The organism is Acinetobacter sp. ANC 3903 (assembly GCF_002135315.1).
Lineage (GTDB): Bacteria > Pseudomonadota > Gammaproteobacteria > Pseudomonadales > Moraxellaceae > Acinetobacter.
Genome location: NZ_NEGA01000012.1, coordinates 12,409 through 27,450, shown reverse-complemented (window position 1 = coordinate 27,450; position 15,042 = coordinate 12,409). Strand labels below are relative to the sequence as shown.

17 protein-coding genes and 1 pseudogene are annotated in these 15,042 nt (G+C 41.2%); 11 read left to right on the top strand and 7 right to left on the bottom strand.

What is annotated here, in order from left to right; translation table 11 throughout:
- The first annotated feature begins 61 nt into the window (after positions 1-61).
- The 4 genes from B9T29_RS10560 (at position 62) to B9T29_RS10545 (ending at position 4,021) form a co-directional block, all read left to right on the top strand.
- Positions 62-1,315 carry an SfnB family sulfur acquisition oxidoreductase gene (locus B9T29_RS10560; protein WP_086175891.1) on the top strand — a complete coding sequence of 418 codons (1,254 nt, stop codon included), beginning with the start codon at positions 62-64 and terminating at the stop codon, positions 1,313-1,315.
- A gap of 144 nt (positions 1,316-1,459) precedes the next feature.
- Positions 1,460-2,482, top strand: a complete 1,023-nt coding sequence (locus B9T29_RS10555; RefSeq protein ID WP_143223883.1) for a methionine ABC transporter ATP-binding protein — start codon at positions 1,460-1,462, stop codon at positions 2,480-2,482.
- Positions 2,483-3,154, top strand: coding sequence for a methionine ABC transporter permease (locus B9T29_RS10550; protein WP_086175889.1), 672 nt, complete (start codon positions 2,483-2,485; stop codon positions 3,152-3,154).
- A gap of 54 nt (positions 3,155-3,208) precedes the next feature.
- Positions 3,209-4,021: a MetQ/NlpA family ABC transporter substrate-binding protein gene (locus B9T29_RS10545; RefSeq protein ID WP_086175888.1), complete on the top strand. Its 813-nt coding sequence runs from the start codon at positions 3,209-3,211 to the stop codon at positions 4,019-4,021.
- A gap of 429 nt (positions 4,022-4,450) precedes the next feature.
- Here the strand turns inward: B9T29_RS10545 and B9T29_RS10540 are convergent, their stop codons facing one another.
- The 3 genes and pseudogenes from B9T29_RS10540 to B9T29_RS16840 form a co-directional block, all read right to left on the bottom strand.
- On the bottom strand, positions 4,451-5,734 hold the full coding sequence (locus tag B9T29_RS10540; RefSeq protein WP_086175887.1) for an acyl-CoA dehydrogenase family protein: 1,284 nt from the start codon (positions 5,732-5,734) through the stop codon (positions 4,451-4,453).
- A 187-nt stretch (positions 5,735-5,921) separates the two neighbouring features.
- Positions 5,922-6,380: an IS30 family transposase gene (locus B9T29_RS10535; protein WP_171264031.1), complete on the bottom strand. Its 459-nt coding sequence runs from the start codon at positions 6,378-6,380 to the stop codon at positions 5,922-5,924.
- A gap of 17 nt (positions 6,381-6,397) precedes the next feature.
- Positions 6,398-6,664, bottom strand: a pseudogene (locus B9T29_RS16840) (helix-turn-helix domain-containing protein); the annotation flags it as partial.
- Between the two features lie 789 nt (positions 6,665-7,453).
- Between B9T29_RS16840 and B9T29_RS10525 the strand changes: the two are divergent.
- Positions 7,454-7,666: a hypothetical protein gene (locus B9T29_RS10525; RefSeq protein ID WP_086175885.1), complete on the top strand. Its 213-nt coding sequence runs from the start codon at positions 7,454-7,456 to the stop codon at positions 7,664-7,666.
- A gap of 52 nt (positions 7,667-7,718) precedes the next feature.
- Here the strand turns inward: B9T29_RS10525 and bioB are convergent, their stop codons facing one another.
- Positions 7,719-8,708, bottom strand: a complete 990-nt coding sequence (bioB, locus tag B9T29_RS10520; RefSeq protein WP_086175884.1) for a biotin synthase BioB — start codon at positions 8,706-8,708, stop codon at positions 7,719-7,721.
- A gap of 303 nt (positions 8,709-9,011) precedes the next feature.
- Positions 9,012-10,106, bottom strand: coding sequence for a tRNA epoxyqueuosine(34) reductase QueG (gene queG / locus B9T29_RS10515; RefSeq protein WP_086175883.1), 1,095 nt, complete (start codon positions 10,104-10,106; stop codon positions 9,012-9,014).
- Positions 10,107-10,130: 24 nt separating this feature from the next.
- On the opposite strand from queG, the gene B9T29_RS10510 reads away from it, so the two are divergent.
- The 3 genes from B9T29_RS10510 to B9T29_RS10500 are packed head-to-tail and all read left to right on the top strand — an operon-like array spanning position 10,131 to position 12,256.
- Positions 10,131-11,612, top strand: a complete 1,482-nt coding sequence (locus B9T29_RS10510) for an NAD(P)H-hydrate dehydratase (protein WP_086175882.1) — start codon at positions 10,131-10,133, stop codon at positions 11,610-11,612.
- A gap of 1 nt (position 11,613) precedes the next feature.
- Entirely contained in the window at positions 11,614-11,889 is a 276-nt protein-coding gene (locus B9T29_RS10505) for an acylphosphatase (protein ID WP_086175881.1), read from the top strand.
- Between the two features lie 37 nt (positions 11,890-11,926).
- The gene (locus tag B9T29_RS10500; RefSeq protein WP_086175880.1) at positions 11,927-12,256 is read left to right on the top strand and encodes a hypothetical protein; all 330 of its coding nucleotides are present in this window, start codon (positions 11,927-11,929) and stop codon (positions 12,254-12,256) included.
- A gap of 6 nt (positions 12,257-12,262) precedes the next feature.
- Here the strand turns inward: B9T29_RS10500 and ruvC are convergent, their stop codons facing one another.
- Positions 12,263-12,808 carry a crossover junction endodeoxyribonuclease RuvC gene (gene ruvC, locus B9T29_RS10495; RefSeq protein WP_086175879.1) on the bottom strand — a complete coding sequence of 182 codons (546 nt, stop codon included), beginning with the start codon at positions 12,806-12,808 and terminating at the stop codon, positions 12,263-12,265.
- 122 nt (positions 12,809-12,930) lie between these two features.
- Here ruvC and B9T29_RS10490 point away from each other — a divergent pair, with 122 nt between their 5' ends.
- Both B9T29_RS10490 and B9T29_RS10485 read left to right on the top strand, forming a co-directional pair.
- Complete coding sequence (locus B9T29_RS10490; RefSeq protein ID WP_086175878.1) at positions 12,931-13,506, top strand: FxsA family protein; 576 nt, start codon at positions 12,931-12,933, stop codon at positions 13,504-13,506.
- A gap of 146 nt (positions 13,507-13,652) precedes the next feature.
- Complete coding sequence (locus B9T29_RS10485; RefSeq protein WP_086175877.1) at positions 13,653-14,291, top strand: LysE family transporter; 639 nt, start codon at positions 13,653-13,655, stop codon at positions 14,289-14,291.
- Here B9T29_RS10485 and B9T29_RS10480 read toward each other — a convergent pair.
- Positions 14,288-14,476 carry a hypothetical protein gene (locus tag B9T29_RS10480; RefSeq protein WP_086175876.1) on the bottom strand — a complete coding sequence of 63 codons (189 nt, stop codon included), beginning with the start codon at positions 14,474-14,476 and terminating at the stop codon, positions 14,288-14,290. The two genes, B9T29_RS10485 and B9T29_RS10480, sit on opposite strands and share 4 nt — an antisense overlap.
- A 316-nt stretch (positions 14,477-14,792) precedes the next feature.
- Here B9T29_RS10480 and B9T29_RS10475 point away from each other — a divergent pair, with 316 nt between their 5' ends.
- Complete coding sequence (locus B9T29_RS10475; RefSeq protein ID WP_086175965.1) at positions 14,793-15,035, top strand: hypothetical protein; 243 nt, start codon at positions 14,793-14,795, stop codon at positions 15,033-15,035.
- Positions 15,036-15,042 lie beyond the last annotated feature (7 nt).

The following is a 15,042-nucleotide window of genomic DNA, read 5'->3' as shown; positions in this document are numbered from 1 at the left end:
TAAATTGCTGATATTTTAATACGAATAAATTAATTTTAATGATGCAGAGTTTTAAGCCATTATGAATATTAAACTTCAAGACCTTCAAATTGAAAATAATCAGGATATTCCTGAATCAGTATTTGTACAGCAGCAGCCGGCGCATATTATCCAAAATGATGCCGAAGCCATAGAAACAGCAAAAAAGCTTGCTGAACGTTTTAAGCAGCAGGCATCACACCGTGATGCCAACCGCTTGCTGCCGCTGCAGGAAATTGTTGAGTTTTCACAAAGCGGGTTATGGGGCATCAACATTCCTAAACAGTATGGCGGCGCGCAAGTGAAGCACCGCACGCTGTCACAGGTGATCCGCATCTTAGCCAGCGCCGATCCTGCACTGACACAGATATCAGAAAATCATCTTTCGTTTTTGGAACAAGTGCGCTTAGATGCCACTGAAGCACAGAAGCAGCTGATTTTCGGCAATATCCTGAAAGGTCAGCGTTTGGGCAATGCGCTGTCTGAACGCGGTGGTAGAACTGTAATTGACTTGAAAACCCGAATTACACCGAACGAGCAAGGCTATGCGGTAAACGGCAAGAAATTTTATGCTACAGGTGCAATCTTGGCACATTGGGTTTATGCGGTAGGACTGGATGATGACGGCAATGAACTCACTGCGTTGATTCCGCATCATGCTGCGGGACTGAGCATTATCAATGACTGGTCGGGCTTCGGCCAGCGCTCTACAGCAAGCGGTACGGTGATTTTGGACAATATTCAAGTGGATGCGGAATATGTTATCCAAACGGGTGCAGGCGGTGAAAGCATTAATCTCGTCGGGACGATTTCACAGCTGATTCATTCATCAATTGATGTCGGCATTGCTCATGCAGCCATTGAGGATACAATTGAATTTGTACAGAATTATACCCGTCCTTGGATTGATGCTGATCAGGAACATGCTGTGGATGATCAATTCACTCAAGCTGCAGTAGCTGATCTGAAAATCAAATTGCATGCGGCAGAAGCGCTGTTGGACCGTGCTGGTGATTATGTCGATGCTGCCTTGGAAAATTTGAATGAAGACAATGCCAATGCGGCTACTCTGGCGGTGGCTGAGGCCAAAGTACTAAGTGCAGAAATTGCAATTTTAGCGTCGAATAAATTGTTTGAATTGGCCGGAACACGCGCAGCGCTGTCAGAGCTGAATTTAGACCGTCATTGGCGCAATGCGCGCATTCATACGCTGCATGATCCTGTGCGCTGGAAGTATAAGCTGATTGGAGAATATTATTTAAAAGGCAAATATTTGCCGCGCCATCCGTGGAGCTGATGAAAGGATTTGTTTATACGCAAAATTAATAATCAATGCAGCCTTTATTAATTCTGTTTTTTGCATATCAAAATAATATTTAAATTATTTTTTAAACAAGCATTTTTGTATATTTTTGCAGAATTGAAATATAGAACTGCTGCCATGATTAATATTGCAAATGCTGATAAGTATTTTAATGCAAAGAATAATAAAATCTTTGCATTAAAAAATATTTCCCTGCAGATTGACGCATCGAAAATAGTTGGAATCATTGGCTATTCCGGTGCGGGTAAATCAACATTATTAAGGCTGATGAATGGGCTGGAGAAAGCCGATGCTGGTCAAGTGGAGGTGTTGGGCCAGTCTATTCAGGATGCGTCTGAGCGTGAACTGAAAGCACTGCGAAAACAGATTTCCATGATCTTTCAGCATTTCAATTTACTGAAGACCAAAACAGTATTTGACAACATTGCATTTCCGTTACGTTTAGACAGCAGCTTAAACAAAAAACAGCTAGAGCTGCGTGTAGAGGAATTAGCGCATCAAGTCGGCTTAACCGAGCATTTGCATAAATATCCGAAACAGCTTTCAGGTGGTCAAAAACAGCGTGTCGGCATTGCCCGAGCTTTGGCAAATTCACCGAAAATTCTGCTGTGTGATGAAGCGACCAGCGCACTTGATCCGATTACTACACATGAAATTTTAAACTTGCTGCTGCAAATCAACCGAGATTTAGGCATTACCATCGTGCTGATTACACATGAAATTGACGTGATCCGCCGTATTTGCGATGACGTTGTGGTGCTGGAAAAAGGTCACATTGCAGAACAGGGGCCAGTTGATCAAGTGCTGCTGCATCCTGCGCATGAGATTTCCCGCTCTTTGATCTTAGAAAATATCGATATTGATGAAGTACATCTGCTGCCAAACTCACAGATCATCCGTGTTACTGCAATCGGTGAGCTGGCGCAGCGTCCAGTGTTTGAAACGTTGGCGATTAAGCATCAGGTGAATTATCAAATTCTGCATTCCAAAGTCGAACGCACCAAAACTTCGCTGTATAGCCAATCCATTCTGTCACTTCACGGGCTGGGTATCACTTGTTACCTTGAACAGATGGAACAGCAGGGTGCACATATTGAAATCATTCACGGCGCTGCGCCACGCATAACGGAGGCAGCCTAAATGCTCGAACTAATTGCAAATCTGGATTATCAAGAACTATTGGATGCGACTAAAGCGACATTGCTGATGCTCGGGCTTTCACTACTGTTTATTGTGCTACTGGGCCTGCCTTTAGGTGTGGCGATTTATTCGTTTGCCAACAGCCGGATTAAGAAGCATCCCGTACTTTATTCCATCCTGTCGTTCTTCATTAATATCATCCGCTCAATTCCGTTCATTATTTTAATGATTTTGCTGATGCCTTTGACTGCAATTATTACAGGGACAACTATTGATGTTGCCGGTGTTATTCCACCGATTACTGTTGCAGGCATTGCATTCTTTGCGCGCTTGACTGAAACAGCACTGCATGAAGTCGATACAGGCGTGATTGAAGCGGCGCAATCCATGGGGGCGAGCTACTGGCAGATGGTGAAGGGTGTTCTGCTGCCAGAGGCACGTGCGCCGATCATTGCTGCAGTTACGGTGACCAGTATCGCGCTAGTGGACTATACGGCGGTATCTGGTGTAATTGGCGGCGGCGGTTTAGGGGACTTAGCTATTCGATACGGCTATCAGCGTTATCAAACCGAAATTATGCTGGTGACTGTCATTCTGCTGATCGTGATTGTGCAAATCATGCAGTTCATCGGCAACAAAGCAGTGTTGTATTTTTCCAAAAACTACACTTAAGCCATCCAAAAATTCAAATACAACATATTGAATACTTAACTTAAAGGAACAACGATGAATACGTTAAAAAAATTAGCAGCAGTTATTAGTATTGCTGCGGTATCTGCAGGGGCTTGGGCAAATCAAACGGTCACGATTGGTGCCAGTGCAACACCACATGCTGTAATTTTAGAGCACATTAAACCTGAGGTGGCAAAGCAGGGTGTTGATCTGAAAATCAGAGTCTATTCAGATTATGTACAGCCGAATACCCAACTGGTATCGAAAAAACTGGATGCCAATTATTTCCAGTACCGCCCGTTTTTAAATGATTTTAATGCCAAAACAAAATCGAATTTAGTGCCTGTAGTGCCAGTACATATTGAACCGTTTTTGCTATATTCATCAAAAATTACCAATTTAAAACAGCTGAAAGATGGCGCAACTATCGCGATTCCGAGTGATCCAGTCAATGGCGGGCGCGGCCTGCTGCTTTTAGCCAAACTGAATTTGATCACTTTAAAGCCAGGCTTTAAACAGCTGGCAGTACCAACAGATAAACTACCGTCAGTCCGTGATATTGCATCTAATCCAAAGAAACTGAAAATTAAAGAGTTGGATTCAGCAATGCTGCCGCGAACTTTGTCTCAGGTAGATTTAGCTGCATTGAACTGCAACTACGTACTGGAAGCGAAGCTGGATATTAAAAAATCGCTATATATTGAAAGCGGTCAGGACGGTAAAAAGATCTGGGCTGAATATTTAGTTGTACGCCCAGGCGACCAAAAGAAACCTGAAATCCAAAAAGTCGCAAAAGCGTTGAACAGCGATTCAACCCGCCAATTTATCAAGCAGCACTTTAAAGGTGAAATTTATACTGCATTCTGATGAGCTGAAAAATATAAAAAAGGCATGTGATCACTGCCTTTTTTATTGGCTATATATTATGAACAGAGTGTTTGGCTATTTGATTATTCAATCTAAACGGAAGTGTATTATTTCTATTTTTCTCTGTTTGTGCGGGCAATTTAAAGGAATTCTTTAGATCATGGAGAGAGGCTGAGTCAAGGTGTGGATGCTTTAAATTGATATCCAATCTCGATCAATAAATGTATCGTAAAATTGTGTTAATAATTGGGATCTAGGCAAAATGCATTTGGCTGTGTATCCACGATTAATTTCATAACGGCATAACGGGAAAAGAAATACGTATAAGATCCAATGATATTTCCCAATAAAAATACAGATTAAAAAAACGCTTGGAAAATCAATCCAAGCGCATGCTGAGAAACGTAAAACAGAATTATTTTGTACTGACTACACTTGGCCGATACGCCATTGGTAAGGAGGCAAAGTTCCATTCACACTGAAATCACCCACAATGCGGTCTTTATAGATGCGCGGGTTGTGAGAAGCCAATGTGCGGATGTTTCGCCAGTAGCGGTCTAGTGCCAAGTCTTTATCTGTTGCAGAAGCGCCAAGTGCATCAAAGATAATCGTTGATGCATTTAAGGCCAAATCAGAAATAATCGTTTGAGATTGCGCGATTTCCAATTCTGCAATTGCATTTTGATCTGCTTCTTCAGCAAGATTATTAAGGAAAGCAGATTCATAGGCGCGCTGCAAAGCTTGCGCATTTTTCTCAATGATTGCGCCAGAGGTGTAGGCTGCACCTCGGATTTTTCCTACCACTTGCAAGATTTGCGGGTCATGGCGCACATGCGTTGAATTAGCATGACTGTAGTTACGAGTGCGTTTTTCTACTGCTTTGGACACATCATAAGCAGCGGAACGAGTTAAACCGGTGATAATTGATAGCTGAATCAGTTGGTAAAAACCTGCTGAATATTTAAACCTATCATCATCGGGAAGTACATCCGCAGGATCTACTTCAACATTATTGAAAATAGTTGTGCCGCTAGCAGTTAAGACTTGGCCAAAGCCATTCCAGTCATCAATCACGTCGACGCCTTCTGCATGGCTTGGGATGATGATTGAAGCTGAATTACCTTCTAAATCCGTAATGCCGACGTCAATCCATTCCGCATATAGGCTGCCTGTGGTGTAATATTTTCTGCCGTTCAGCACCACGCGTCCTTCTGCAGTTTTGGAAAGATGGGTGCTGAATTTCCCGATAGATTCCTTGCCGCCTTCAGACCAAGCGCTGCCGACAGTTTGACCTTGACCGATACGTTCTAGCCATAGGCGTTTGTAGTCAGAATCTGCAAGCAGCAGGATATCTTCAGTAAAGCCGAAATGCACACGGAGTGCTTGCGGCAAGTTGGCATCAGCTTGTGCTAGTTCAATGAGTAGGGCGAACAATTCTGGAATCGTCGCATCAAAACCGTTATGCCTTTTAGGCAGGCGTAGGCGTGTAAATCCAATATCTTTCAGCCATTGCAACTGTTCAAATGGCAGCGTATGCGTTTTTTCACGCTCATTTGTGCTTGTACGGATTTTGTTGAAAATTGGACGGAAATTTTCCGCCAGCTCATCATAGCGTGAGGAAGGTCCTTGTCCCCATACTTGATAAATAGAAGACTCTTGTGAAAGCTGATGTTTTAATTGCGTAGGCGGATTTAAATCAGTAAGCGCTGTCATAATAAAATAAGTAAAACAATAAAGATAAAATACTAATCGAGCAGTTTATTTTATAAAGTAATAAAACAAGATATTGAAATGAGAAAATAATATTAAATGAATTAATTTAATATAACCATGAATCGCGAATAAGAACTTGACTTGAAAAATAGGATACTGGGAGCAGTCCAGTCGTCTGAATAGTCCCTTAAATCACTTCCTTTTTAATATATTGCCTGATCAAACCATTGGTATTCTCATTCGTCCCTCTCTGCCATGCACTGTAAGGGTCGGCAAAGTAGAATTCTATTCCTAACTCAGCAGCGATTTGTTCATGCAAGCTAAACTCTTTGCCATTATCGGCAGTGATGGACTGTAATTTCTCTTTGACTGGATTTAGCAAGTGAACCGTGGCTTCACCAACCTCCTGACTCTTACGGGTGCTACACTTCTTTAACCATAAGTATCCGGTTTTTCTATCTACGATTGAAACCAGAGACTGATGATGATTCTTGCCGACAATCGTATCTATTTCTAAATCGCCAAACCGTGACCGCTGCTCAATGATCTTCGGTCTGTCATGAATACTTTTACGGTTATTGAGTTTCCCGCGCTTTTCTAGTTGTCCATGCTTTCTTTTACCTTGGTTTCTAAAACGTAAATGCAAATACAGCTCACCTCATTTTATTTTATCCTGCTGGATATAACGGTAGATCGAATGCATGCTGACAGCAACTTGAGAAGCGATCTGTTCAGGACTCCATTGCAAAGCAAGATAACTTTAACCTGTTTCCATACAGTGGAATTTATGGTTCTATGATTCAAAATATGGCGTGTCCTAGCCAGTTTGTGAGCATGCTTGGCAAAGTAGCCATTTCTATTTCGATTGCGTTTGATCTCCCTGGAAATCGTAGAGGGAGCACGGGTTAATCTGCGGGCAATATGACGTGTGGAAAAACCTTCACGTCATAAAGCATAAATCTGATATCTTTCTTCCTAGCTAAATTAATCTCTGTTGCACTTCATCTGAGAGTCTAAGATAAAATTCATGATCTTGACTTTTAAATAAATTATTGTTTTTTAAATGTTATTTTTATTTTGACATCCGGTAAAATCTAAGATTTTGTTATGTTTTCTTGTCTTTAATGATTGTCTTGTCACTTTAAGGTCTTAAAGTAAATTTTAATTTTGTAATTTTCATCATAAATTATGGTTAAGTTATTTGAATTGTCATAAAAATATGGTAATAAATAGTAGTGATGTTTTTTTAGTCACATTGATATTTCGGGATGAAATGTATTTTTAAAAAAGTTAAATTTTAAAAACAATGAGAAGGGAGTTGGGACGATGCTTCAATTACTTATGAAATTATTTTGCTTACATGTGTATGAATATGAACACATGGAAGAAATAGGGGAACATAAGGAATGCAGAAAGTGTGGAGTGAATAAGCCACTTTAATTGAATTATATTGAACATAAAAAAGTGAGCATAATGCTCACTTTTTTATTTTGAACAAATAAAAATTAATAGTAAATGAGGACACGCCCTAGTTACTACAGTCTGTATTTTGGGAATTTTTTTATAGAGCTAAACTCTACAGTACTGCCATGAAAATAATGTTTTCAGCATGACTCACCGCAACTAAATAAAAAATGCAAAATGATTGAGAAAGCAGCAAAAATCAAAAAAGATAAAAATGTTACAATACACCTCTAAAAACTGTTTGAAACTGTATTTATGAGCATTGATTTTACGGCGGATACTTACATTGTAACTGACCGACTGGCAGACACTTTGCTCTGGTTAAGCCATCATCAGGATTGTTTTGATTCGTTCAGTTATGACACTTTTACTCAAGAGTTAGTAGTTTACCATGCCAATGGGGCGGATATTATTCGTGAGGGGAATTACCTCAATGCACGTTATGGTATTTTGATTAGTTCTATCTAAATGCTCAAATAAAAAAAAGCCCATATGGGCTTTTTTGTACAAGATGGGCGGTTTAACTTGCCATTGCATCTACAGAAAGTTCTTTAACCGTCGGTTTGGCTTTTTCTGCAATCAAACCCAATTTATCAAATAATTGTTTGTCCTTGCCTTCGCCAGCATTCGGGGTGGTTAAAAGTTTCTCTCCGGAAAAGAGCGAATTGGCACCTGCCATAAAAGCCAGAGCCTGATCGGCATCAGACAAAGACTCGCGACCTGCGGAGAGACGGATATAGCTTTTTGGCATAATAATGCGGGCTACAGCAATGGTACGAATCCACTCGGTAATATCCAGTTTTTCCACATCAGCTAGCGGTGTGCCTTCAATAGGCACCAACATATTGATGGGTACCGATTCAGGGTGAATTGGTAACGTTGCGAGTTCGTACAAAAGACCAATCCGATCTTTACTGTTTTCACCTAAGCCAACAATCCCACCACTACAAACTTTCATACCTGCTTGACGGACATGATCCAAAGTATTTAAACGATCATCAAAGGTACGAGTGCTGATCACATTGGAATAGTATTCGCGTGAGGTATCCAGATTGTGATTATAGTAATCTAGGCCTGCATCTTTTAAACGTTCTGCCTGCGATTGATTGAGCATACCTAAAGTCATGCAGGTTTCCAGACCCAGTGACTTCACTTCACGCACCATTTCCAGTACATAAGGCATATCGCGTTCATGCGGATTACGCCAAGCTGCACCCATGCAGAAACGCGATGAACCGGAAGCAAGCGCTTCTTTGGCTTCCTGTATTACTTTATCTACTGCAATACGTTTTTCTGCTTCCAGTTTCGAGTCGTAATGTGCCGATTGTGAGCAGTATTTGCAATCTTCAGGGCATTTGCCGGTTTTGATTGAAAGCAATGTGCTGACTTGAATCGTGTTGGCATCAAAATGTTCTCGATGAACCCGTTGTGCCTCAAAAACTAAATCCAGAAAAGGCTGGTTATATAAGGCCTGAATTTCATCTTGTGTCCAGTCATTGCGTACATTCATGAATGAAAATCCATAATCATCATTATTCATTGCTTTTATCATACATAATTTATGCTAAAACCAAAGGCATAATTGACCAAATCTCATGGTATCTGTCGATTAAATTACATCATTTTTTATCATGATAAAATTGTATATTTAGTTACAAACTAAAGCTTTTTATTGTAAATATCGCTGCAAAGTTTTTTTATTATTTTTATAAGTTTGTTCTGATTTGGAGCTTATGTTTTTTCTTAGGGCAAAACTTTGTCACTATCTTGAATCTTAAAAAAGAGAATTAAATTTTAAATTTAGCTTAAAAATTTAATTGGATTTTAATAGCTGTTCTTGAATGGCCCAATCAATATGGACTTGCACAATCTCATCATGTAAATCACGCGTCTGCTTTAAAGTTTCAATAATTTGGCTGGAAAAGGGTGCATTACCCAGGCCAATCGCAATATTTCGCATAAAGCTTTGATAACCGGTGCGTCGTATGGGACTGCCTTCAGTACTGGCTAAAAAGGTCGCTTCATCCCAGTGCCATAAATCTAGTAAACTGACCTGATCCAGACCATGTCGTGGGTTAAAATCTTCTATGCTGGCTTTCTTGGCAAAGCTGTTCCAGGGGCAAATCAGTTGACAATCATCACAGCCAAAAACCCGATTACCAATACCACGGCGTAAGTTTTCAGGAATGATGCCTTTATATTCAATGGTTAAATAGGCAATACATTTGCGTGCATCAAGCATATACGGTTCAACAATGGCTTGAGTCGGGCAAATATCAATACACGCTGTACAAGAACCACAGTGTTTGCTGGTTGGACCATCAAAAGGCAAATCAAGCGAGGTGAACAGTTCGCCCAAAACAAAAAATGAACCTGATTTTTTATGAATGAGCAGGGTGTGTTTGCCTGTCCAGCCCATGCCGGCATTTTCTGCTAAGGATTTTTCAAAGATCGGTGCGGAGTCTGCAAATGGACGCGACTCAAACTCGCCGACTTTTTCACGAATTTTCGTTGCGAGGGTTTTTAAGCGACCGCGCATGGTTTTATGATAATCACGGCCACGGGCATAGCGTGCAATGATGGCTGCATTGGGCTCATCGGGCACATAGCGCGGTTTGGGTGTTTCGACCAGATAATTCATGCGCACACAGATAATGCTTTTGGTTCCCGGCACCAGCAAAGTAGGATCGGCACGTTTTTCCAGATTTTCTTCCAGAAACTTCATCTCGCCGTGATAGCCACGTTTTAAATATTCTTGAAAACGTGGCAATTCTTCTTGAGCATCCGGTTTGGCAATGACACAATCACTAAAGCCTAATTGCAACGCCTGCGCTTTAATCCACGCTTTCAGCGCTTCAGGATCATGTTGATCTACAGGAATTTTTTGTGAAGGTGTGGAAGAAGCCATAATGATATAAAAAAAGGAAGAACAATGCCTCAGCAAGTTTACCATAGCCCTGTTTATCATAGCCAAAGTATTCAAGCCTGGGAGCAACGCTGGTTTGCCAAGCAAAACAGTTCTTATGGCTTAATGCAGCAAGTAGCCTGGAAGATTGCGCAGCGTTTATTGCATATTTTTCAACAGCGCAACATACAAAATATCGCAGTCTGCTGTGGGCAGGGTAATAATGCAGGCGATGGTTATCTTACGGCTAAATATTTAAAACAATATGGTTTTAATGTTGATATTTATGCCGCTGAATTAGGTACATCAAAAGATTTACACAGTGCCTATCAGGAAGTGGTAGATGTAGGGATAAAAATTTATCCAGATTTTGTCTTTCAGAAACCCTATGACTGCTTTATTGATGCCTTGTTCGGGATTGGTTTAAATCGTGAACTGAGTGATGACTGGCAGCAGATTATTCAAACAATTAATGCTCAAACTGGTTTGAAAATTGCCATTGATATTCCCAGCGGGATACAGGCCAATAGTGGTCAGCCCTTAACCTGTGCCATTAAAGCCGATTACACTTATACAGCTTTAGGCTTAAAAGCTGGACTGTTTACCGGACAAGGCAAAGAGTTTGCCGGACAGGTCGATGTCATTTCCCTGATTCCTGCCGATGCAGAATTAAAACCGATAGCACAGCTTTCACCTCATTGCATTTCACTACCGCAACGCGAAGCTTTTGGGCATAAGGGCAGTTATGGCCATGTACTCATTATCGGTGGACACGCGGATATGGGTGGAGCAGTGATGATGGCGGCAGAATCGGCTTTTAGTGCCGGGGCGGGAAAAGTCACGGTCGTCTGCCATGAAAAACATCACACCGCAATTTTGGCCCGTGCACCCAATATCATGTTACGCGATATCAACGCTTTAACTAAAGCCGAGATTCAGCAACTTTTAGATCATGTTGATGCTGTGAGTTTCGGGATGGGACTCGGCCGTGACAGCTGGTCAGAACAGCAGTATTTTAAATGGTTCCCTAAAATCAATTCCTCTGCACATTTACATGTAGTGTTGGATGCTGATGCCCTATGGTATCTGGCTGAACATCCAGCATTATTAAAACAGGATAGCTATGCAACCCCACATCCGGGTGAGGCAGCAAAACTGTTAGGTTGCTCGGTAAAAGAGGTGGAAAGTGACCGGATTGCAGCCATTCATCAACTTCAGGAAAAATATGCTGGCCAGTGGGTGCTGAAAGGCTCAGGTAGTCTGATTCTGGAAGATCAATTGTGGATTTGTACCGCTGGAAATGCCGGAATGGGGACAGGAGGAATGGGCGATGTCTTGGCCGGTATGACTGCAAGTTTAAAAGCGCAATTTGCAGAAAAAATTCATCTGCATGAAATTGTGACTTTGCATGCTTTGGCGGGTGACTTATTGGCTCAGCAAGGCATGCGTGGTGTGCAGGCCCATCATATGCATGATGCGGTATATCGTGTAGTAAATACAGGAAGCTGATATGAATAAGGCGATGAAGTTGCTAATTCAGGGCAAGGTACAGGGAGTGGGTTATCAGCGCTGGTTTGCAAAGCAAGCCTTGGAGTTAGAGCTGCAAGGTTATGTCCAGAATCTGCAAACGGGTGAAGTTGAAGCCTTGGTTGTAGGCGATGAACAGGTCATTCAGGAGCTTTTAAAACGAAGTTGGGTAGGGCCGAGTCGGGCAGAGGTCTCCCGGATTATTCAAACACCAGTCCAGCCCGATGCTTATCTTAAAGAATTTAAAATCCTGTGTTAAATGAAAACTTGATAAGAATAATGATTAAGGGGAAAAGATGGATAAATATCTGGTGGTGGCTATAGTCGTGATCGTTTGTATAGGCATCGTCATCTATACGCAGCGCGCTGATGCTGGTTCAACCAATAGATCATTTAAAGACATTGTGCAGAAAGAATTTGGCAAATATAAAGTCATTGAAAAAAATCAGACCATTATGATTTGTGAAATCAACCATCGTAACGAACTGGATGAACTGGTTTTTATCCGGATTGATCCGAACCAGAAAAAGAATATACGAAGTTTTGGCCGGAGAGTAACTTTTACCTATAGCAAGCAACCCTCAGTCCGGGAAATGCGTCAAAATTTTGCGCAATATCTTTCATGAATTGACTTAGCGTCTGCGCACGCTAGATCGGCTACGGCCACGTGCCATGCCACCCAAGGCATTCAGTACTGCCATTTTACTCATACTGCCAGAGGCATGCGCATGACAAATGGCTGCGGCCAAGGCATCGGCAGCATCCTGTTGCGGTTTGATGCTTAAATTTAAAATCCGCATCACCATCATCTGCACCTGTTCTTTATCCGCTGCACCATAACCCACGACCGATTGCTTGATTTGACGAGCGGTATATTCGGCCACCTGCAAATCCAGATTCACCAAAGCGGCAATCGCGGCCCCACGGGCCTGACCCAGTTTTAGCGCAGAGTCCGGGTTTTGTGCCATAAACACCTGTTCAACCGCGGCTTCAGTTGGACCATGAAATTTAACAATCCGTTCCACACCTGCAAAAATCCGTTTTAAGCGTTCAGGCATTTCCGGAGTTTCGGTACGAATGGTTCCCGCATCTACAAAAGTCAGTTTCTGCCCATCTCTTTCGATGATGCCGTAACCTGTTAAGCGTGAACCGGGGTCAATACCGATAATTAATGACATGCAAGGCCTTTAAAAATAAAATAATGCCCATATTGTTACATAAGCGTAGCAAAAAAGCTTGATGGTGATTAAGCAGTTAATGACTACCCCTTATTCATTTTGTTGAGATTAGATTAATTTTCATGAAATTATTTCTTATTGTACTGGTTGGCTTAATCCTGGAAGTTTTTGTCTGGATTGGCGTGGGTGACCTCGTCGGCAGCATGTGGTACGTATTTTTCTGGTTTGTTGCAGCCTTCTTTATCGGTATGAACCTGATTCGTAAATATTCGGCAGGGGTCATGCCACAGATGCAGCAAATGCAAATGGGGCAAATGGCAGGCGATCCTGCATTGACTAATAATTTGCCTAAAATTTTGGCCGGTTTTTTCCTGCTGATTCCGGGTTTAATTACCGATGTTTTGGCATTGCTGATTTTGATTCCGGGTGTACAGAATGCCTTTAAAAATGTCATGATGAAAACTATGGCAAAACGTCAGCAAGCCATGATGGATAAAATGATGGGTGGCATGATGGGCAACATGAATGGTATGGGCGGTGATGCTCAGGGTCAGAATCCATTTGCCGATTTAATGCGTCAAATGCAAGACATGCAACAAGGTGGTTCGCAGCGTCACGATTCCAGCATTATTGATGGTGAAGCACGTGAAGTAACACTGGAAGCGAAAAAAATTGAAATGAAAGATGTGAATAAATAAATCCATCTTTTCTTTTAAAGTTGAAGCCGAATGATGATTCGGCTTTTTTATGTGCTTTATTTTTATCTAAACTATTTAAAGCTGGAACCATGCAAAAAATTGAACAGGCGATATAATACTGATTTTAAAAATTCTTCCTTATTGCTATGTCATTGCTTTTGACCATTTGTGCACTGCATTTTGTTGCACAGCTTAGCCCCGGGCCGGATGTTTTACTGATTGCCAAAAGTTCAGCATCGACTTCAAGAGCCAATACCTTAAAAATTATTTTGGGAATTTCTTTAGGGATCGTAGTTTGGGTGGTGCTGACCTTGCTGGGCTTTACCGTACTGATTCAACAGTTCCCATGGATTCAACAGGTTTTAATGCTCGTTGGGGGCTTATTTTTGGCACGTATGGGCTGGGCCATGTTAAATGGAGGACTCAAAAACCTGCAGCAAGCCACTCGTTTAGAGGACAATGCTCCCTCTGGTACAGCTGATGCTAAAAACTATGTGTTGCAGGGACTTTTCACCAATCTCTCCAATCCCAAAACGCTGATTTATTTTAGTAGTGTTTTTTCTTTAGCCTTAAGTTCTTCCGCTTCAACGCATTTAAAAACCCAGCTGGCTATCATTATTCCCATACAAACCTTTTTAGTTTTTACGTTATTGATGCTGATTTTGTCCATGCCAAAAATTAAAACGGCATATCAGCGTTCTGGCAGTTATATTGACGTGATTTCGGGGGGATTATTCCTGATTTTTGCCATCTGGTTATGGTATGACGCATTGGCCATGCTTTAACTTCCTTTACTGGTATTATCAGTTGCAGGTGTATACGAGGGAGTAGTGGATATGACTTCCTCATTTTTTTGTGGCTGTGCATAACGATTGGGGCTTAATGTGGTTTCGGTATTTTCAGAGCCCTGATAGCTCCGACTACGGTTGGCACGTTCGCGTAAGCCGCCTTTTTTAATCAGTTGAACCATTCAATACTCCCAGTCATTCACTGCTATTTTAACTAAAAACATCAGCACATGGGAGAGGATTAAAACCTGCAGGTTAAATTGTGAGGTATTCCATTGTGTTACAAATAGTGTCTCTTGGTTTTGATGGTTAATGAATATATTTTATTAAAAATGAGTATTTGGGGTGAGTATTTAAAATATTTATATTGGAGTTAATTTTAATTATTGATAAATAAGCTTGTATCTTAAAAAAGACTGGCATAAGATTTTAGTGAGTCTCCAGTCTATCGGCTATAAGCGGATGGAAAATAAAAACAAAATTGGCAAGAGTGTACTTATGTTATATCAATATCATTGTGCCTGTTGTAACAAGGTTGTTGAATCAACCGAAAAAGAATGTACAAATTGCGGTTCACATAATATTAAAAGCCCTTATGGTTTCTGGATTTTTTGTGTTTTAACATGCTTGGCTGCGGTAATTATCTTTAAAGTCGTACATGTTTATTTGCAAGACCATCAGGAAACACCGGTGCAAATTTCTTTACTCGATGTTTTAAATGGAGGAGGGAAAAGCAAATAATGTGTAA

What these genes read in the sequence shown, in the direction of transcription:
- B9T29_RS10560 (WP_086175891.1), top strand. Translation starts at nt 62, where the DNA reads ATGAATATTAAACTTCAAGACCTTCAAATTGAAAATAATCAGGATATT.
- B9T29_RS10550 (WP_086175889.1), top strand. Translation starts at nt 2,483, where the DNA reads ATGCTCGAACTAATTGCAAATCTGGATTATCAAGAACTATTGGATGCG.
- B9T29_RS10480 (WP_086175876.1), bottom strand. Translation starts at nt 14,476, where the DNA reads ATGGTTCAACTGATTAAAAAAGGCGGCTTACGCGAACGTGCCAACCGT.
- B9T29_RS10540 (WP_086175887.1), bottom strand. Translation starts at nt 5,734, where the DNA reads ATGACAGCGCTTACTGATTTAAATCCGCCTACGCAATTAAAACATCAG.
- B9T29_RS10505 (WP_086175881.1), top strand. Translation starts at nt 11,614, where the DNA reads ATGAATAAGGCGATGAAGTTGCTAATTCAGGGCAAGGTACAGGGAGTG.
- B9T29_RS10490 (WP_086175878.1), top strand. Translation starts at nt 12,931, where the DNA reads ATGAAATTATTTCTTATTGTACTGGTTGGCTTAATCCTGGAAGTTTTT.
- bioB (WP_086175884.1), bottom strand. Translation starts at nt 8,708, where the DNA reads ATGAATGTACGCAATGACTGGACACAAGATGAAATTCAGGCCTTATAT.
- ruvC (WP_086175879.1), bottom strand. Translation starts at nt 12,808, where the DNA reads ATGTCATTAATTATCGGTATTGACCCCGGTTCACGCTTAACAGGTTAC.
- B9T29_RS10510 (WP_086175882.1), top strand. Translation starts at nt 10,131, where the DNA reads ATGCCTCAGCAAGTTTACCATAGCCCTGTTTATCATAGCCAAAGTATT.
- B9T29_RS10555 (WP_143223883.1), top strand. Translation starts at nt 1,460, where the DNA reads ATGATTAATATTGCAAATGCTGATAAGTATTTTAATGCAAAGAATAAT.
- B9T29_RS10525 (WP_086175885.1), top strand. Translation starts at nt 7,454, where the DNA reads ATGAGCATTGATTTTACGGCGGATACTTACATTGTAACTGACCGACTG.
- queG (WP_086175883.1), bottom strand. Translation starts at nt 10,106, where the DNA reads ATGGCTTCTTCCACACCTTCACAAAAAATTCCTGTAGATCAACATGAT.
- B9T29_RS10500 (WP_086175880.1), top strand. Translation starts at nt 11,927, where the DNA reads ATGGATAAATATCTGGTGGTGGCTATAGTCGTGATCGTTTGTATAGGC.
- B9T29_RS10475 (WP_086175965.1), top strand. Translation starts at nt 14,793, where the DNA reads ATGTTATATCAATATCATTGTGCCTGTTGTAACAAGGTTGTTGAATCA.
- B9T29_RS10545 (WP_086175888.1), top strand. Translation starts at nt 3,209, where the DNA reads ATGAATACGTTAAAAAAATTAGCAGCAGTTATTAGTATTGCTGCGGTA.
- B9T29_RS10485 (WP_086175877.1), top strand. Translation starts at nt 13,653, where the DNA reads ATGTCATTGCTTTTGACCATTTGTGCACTGCATTTTGTTGCACAGCTT.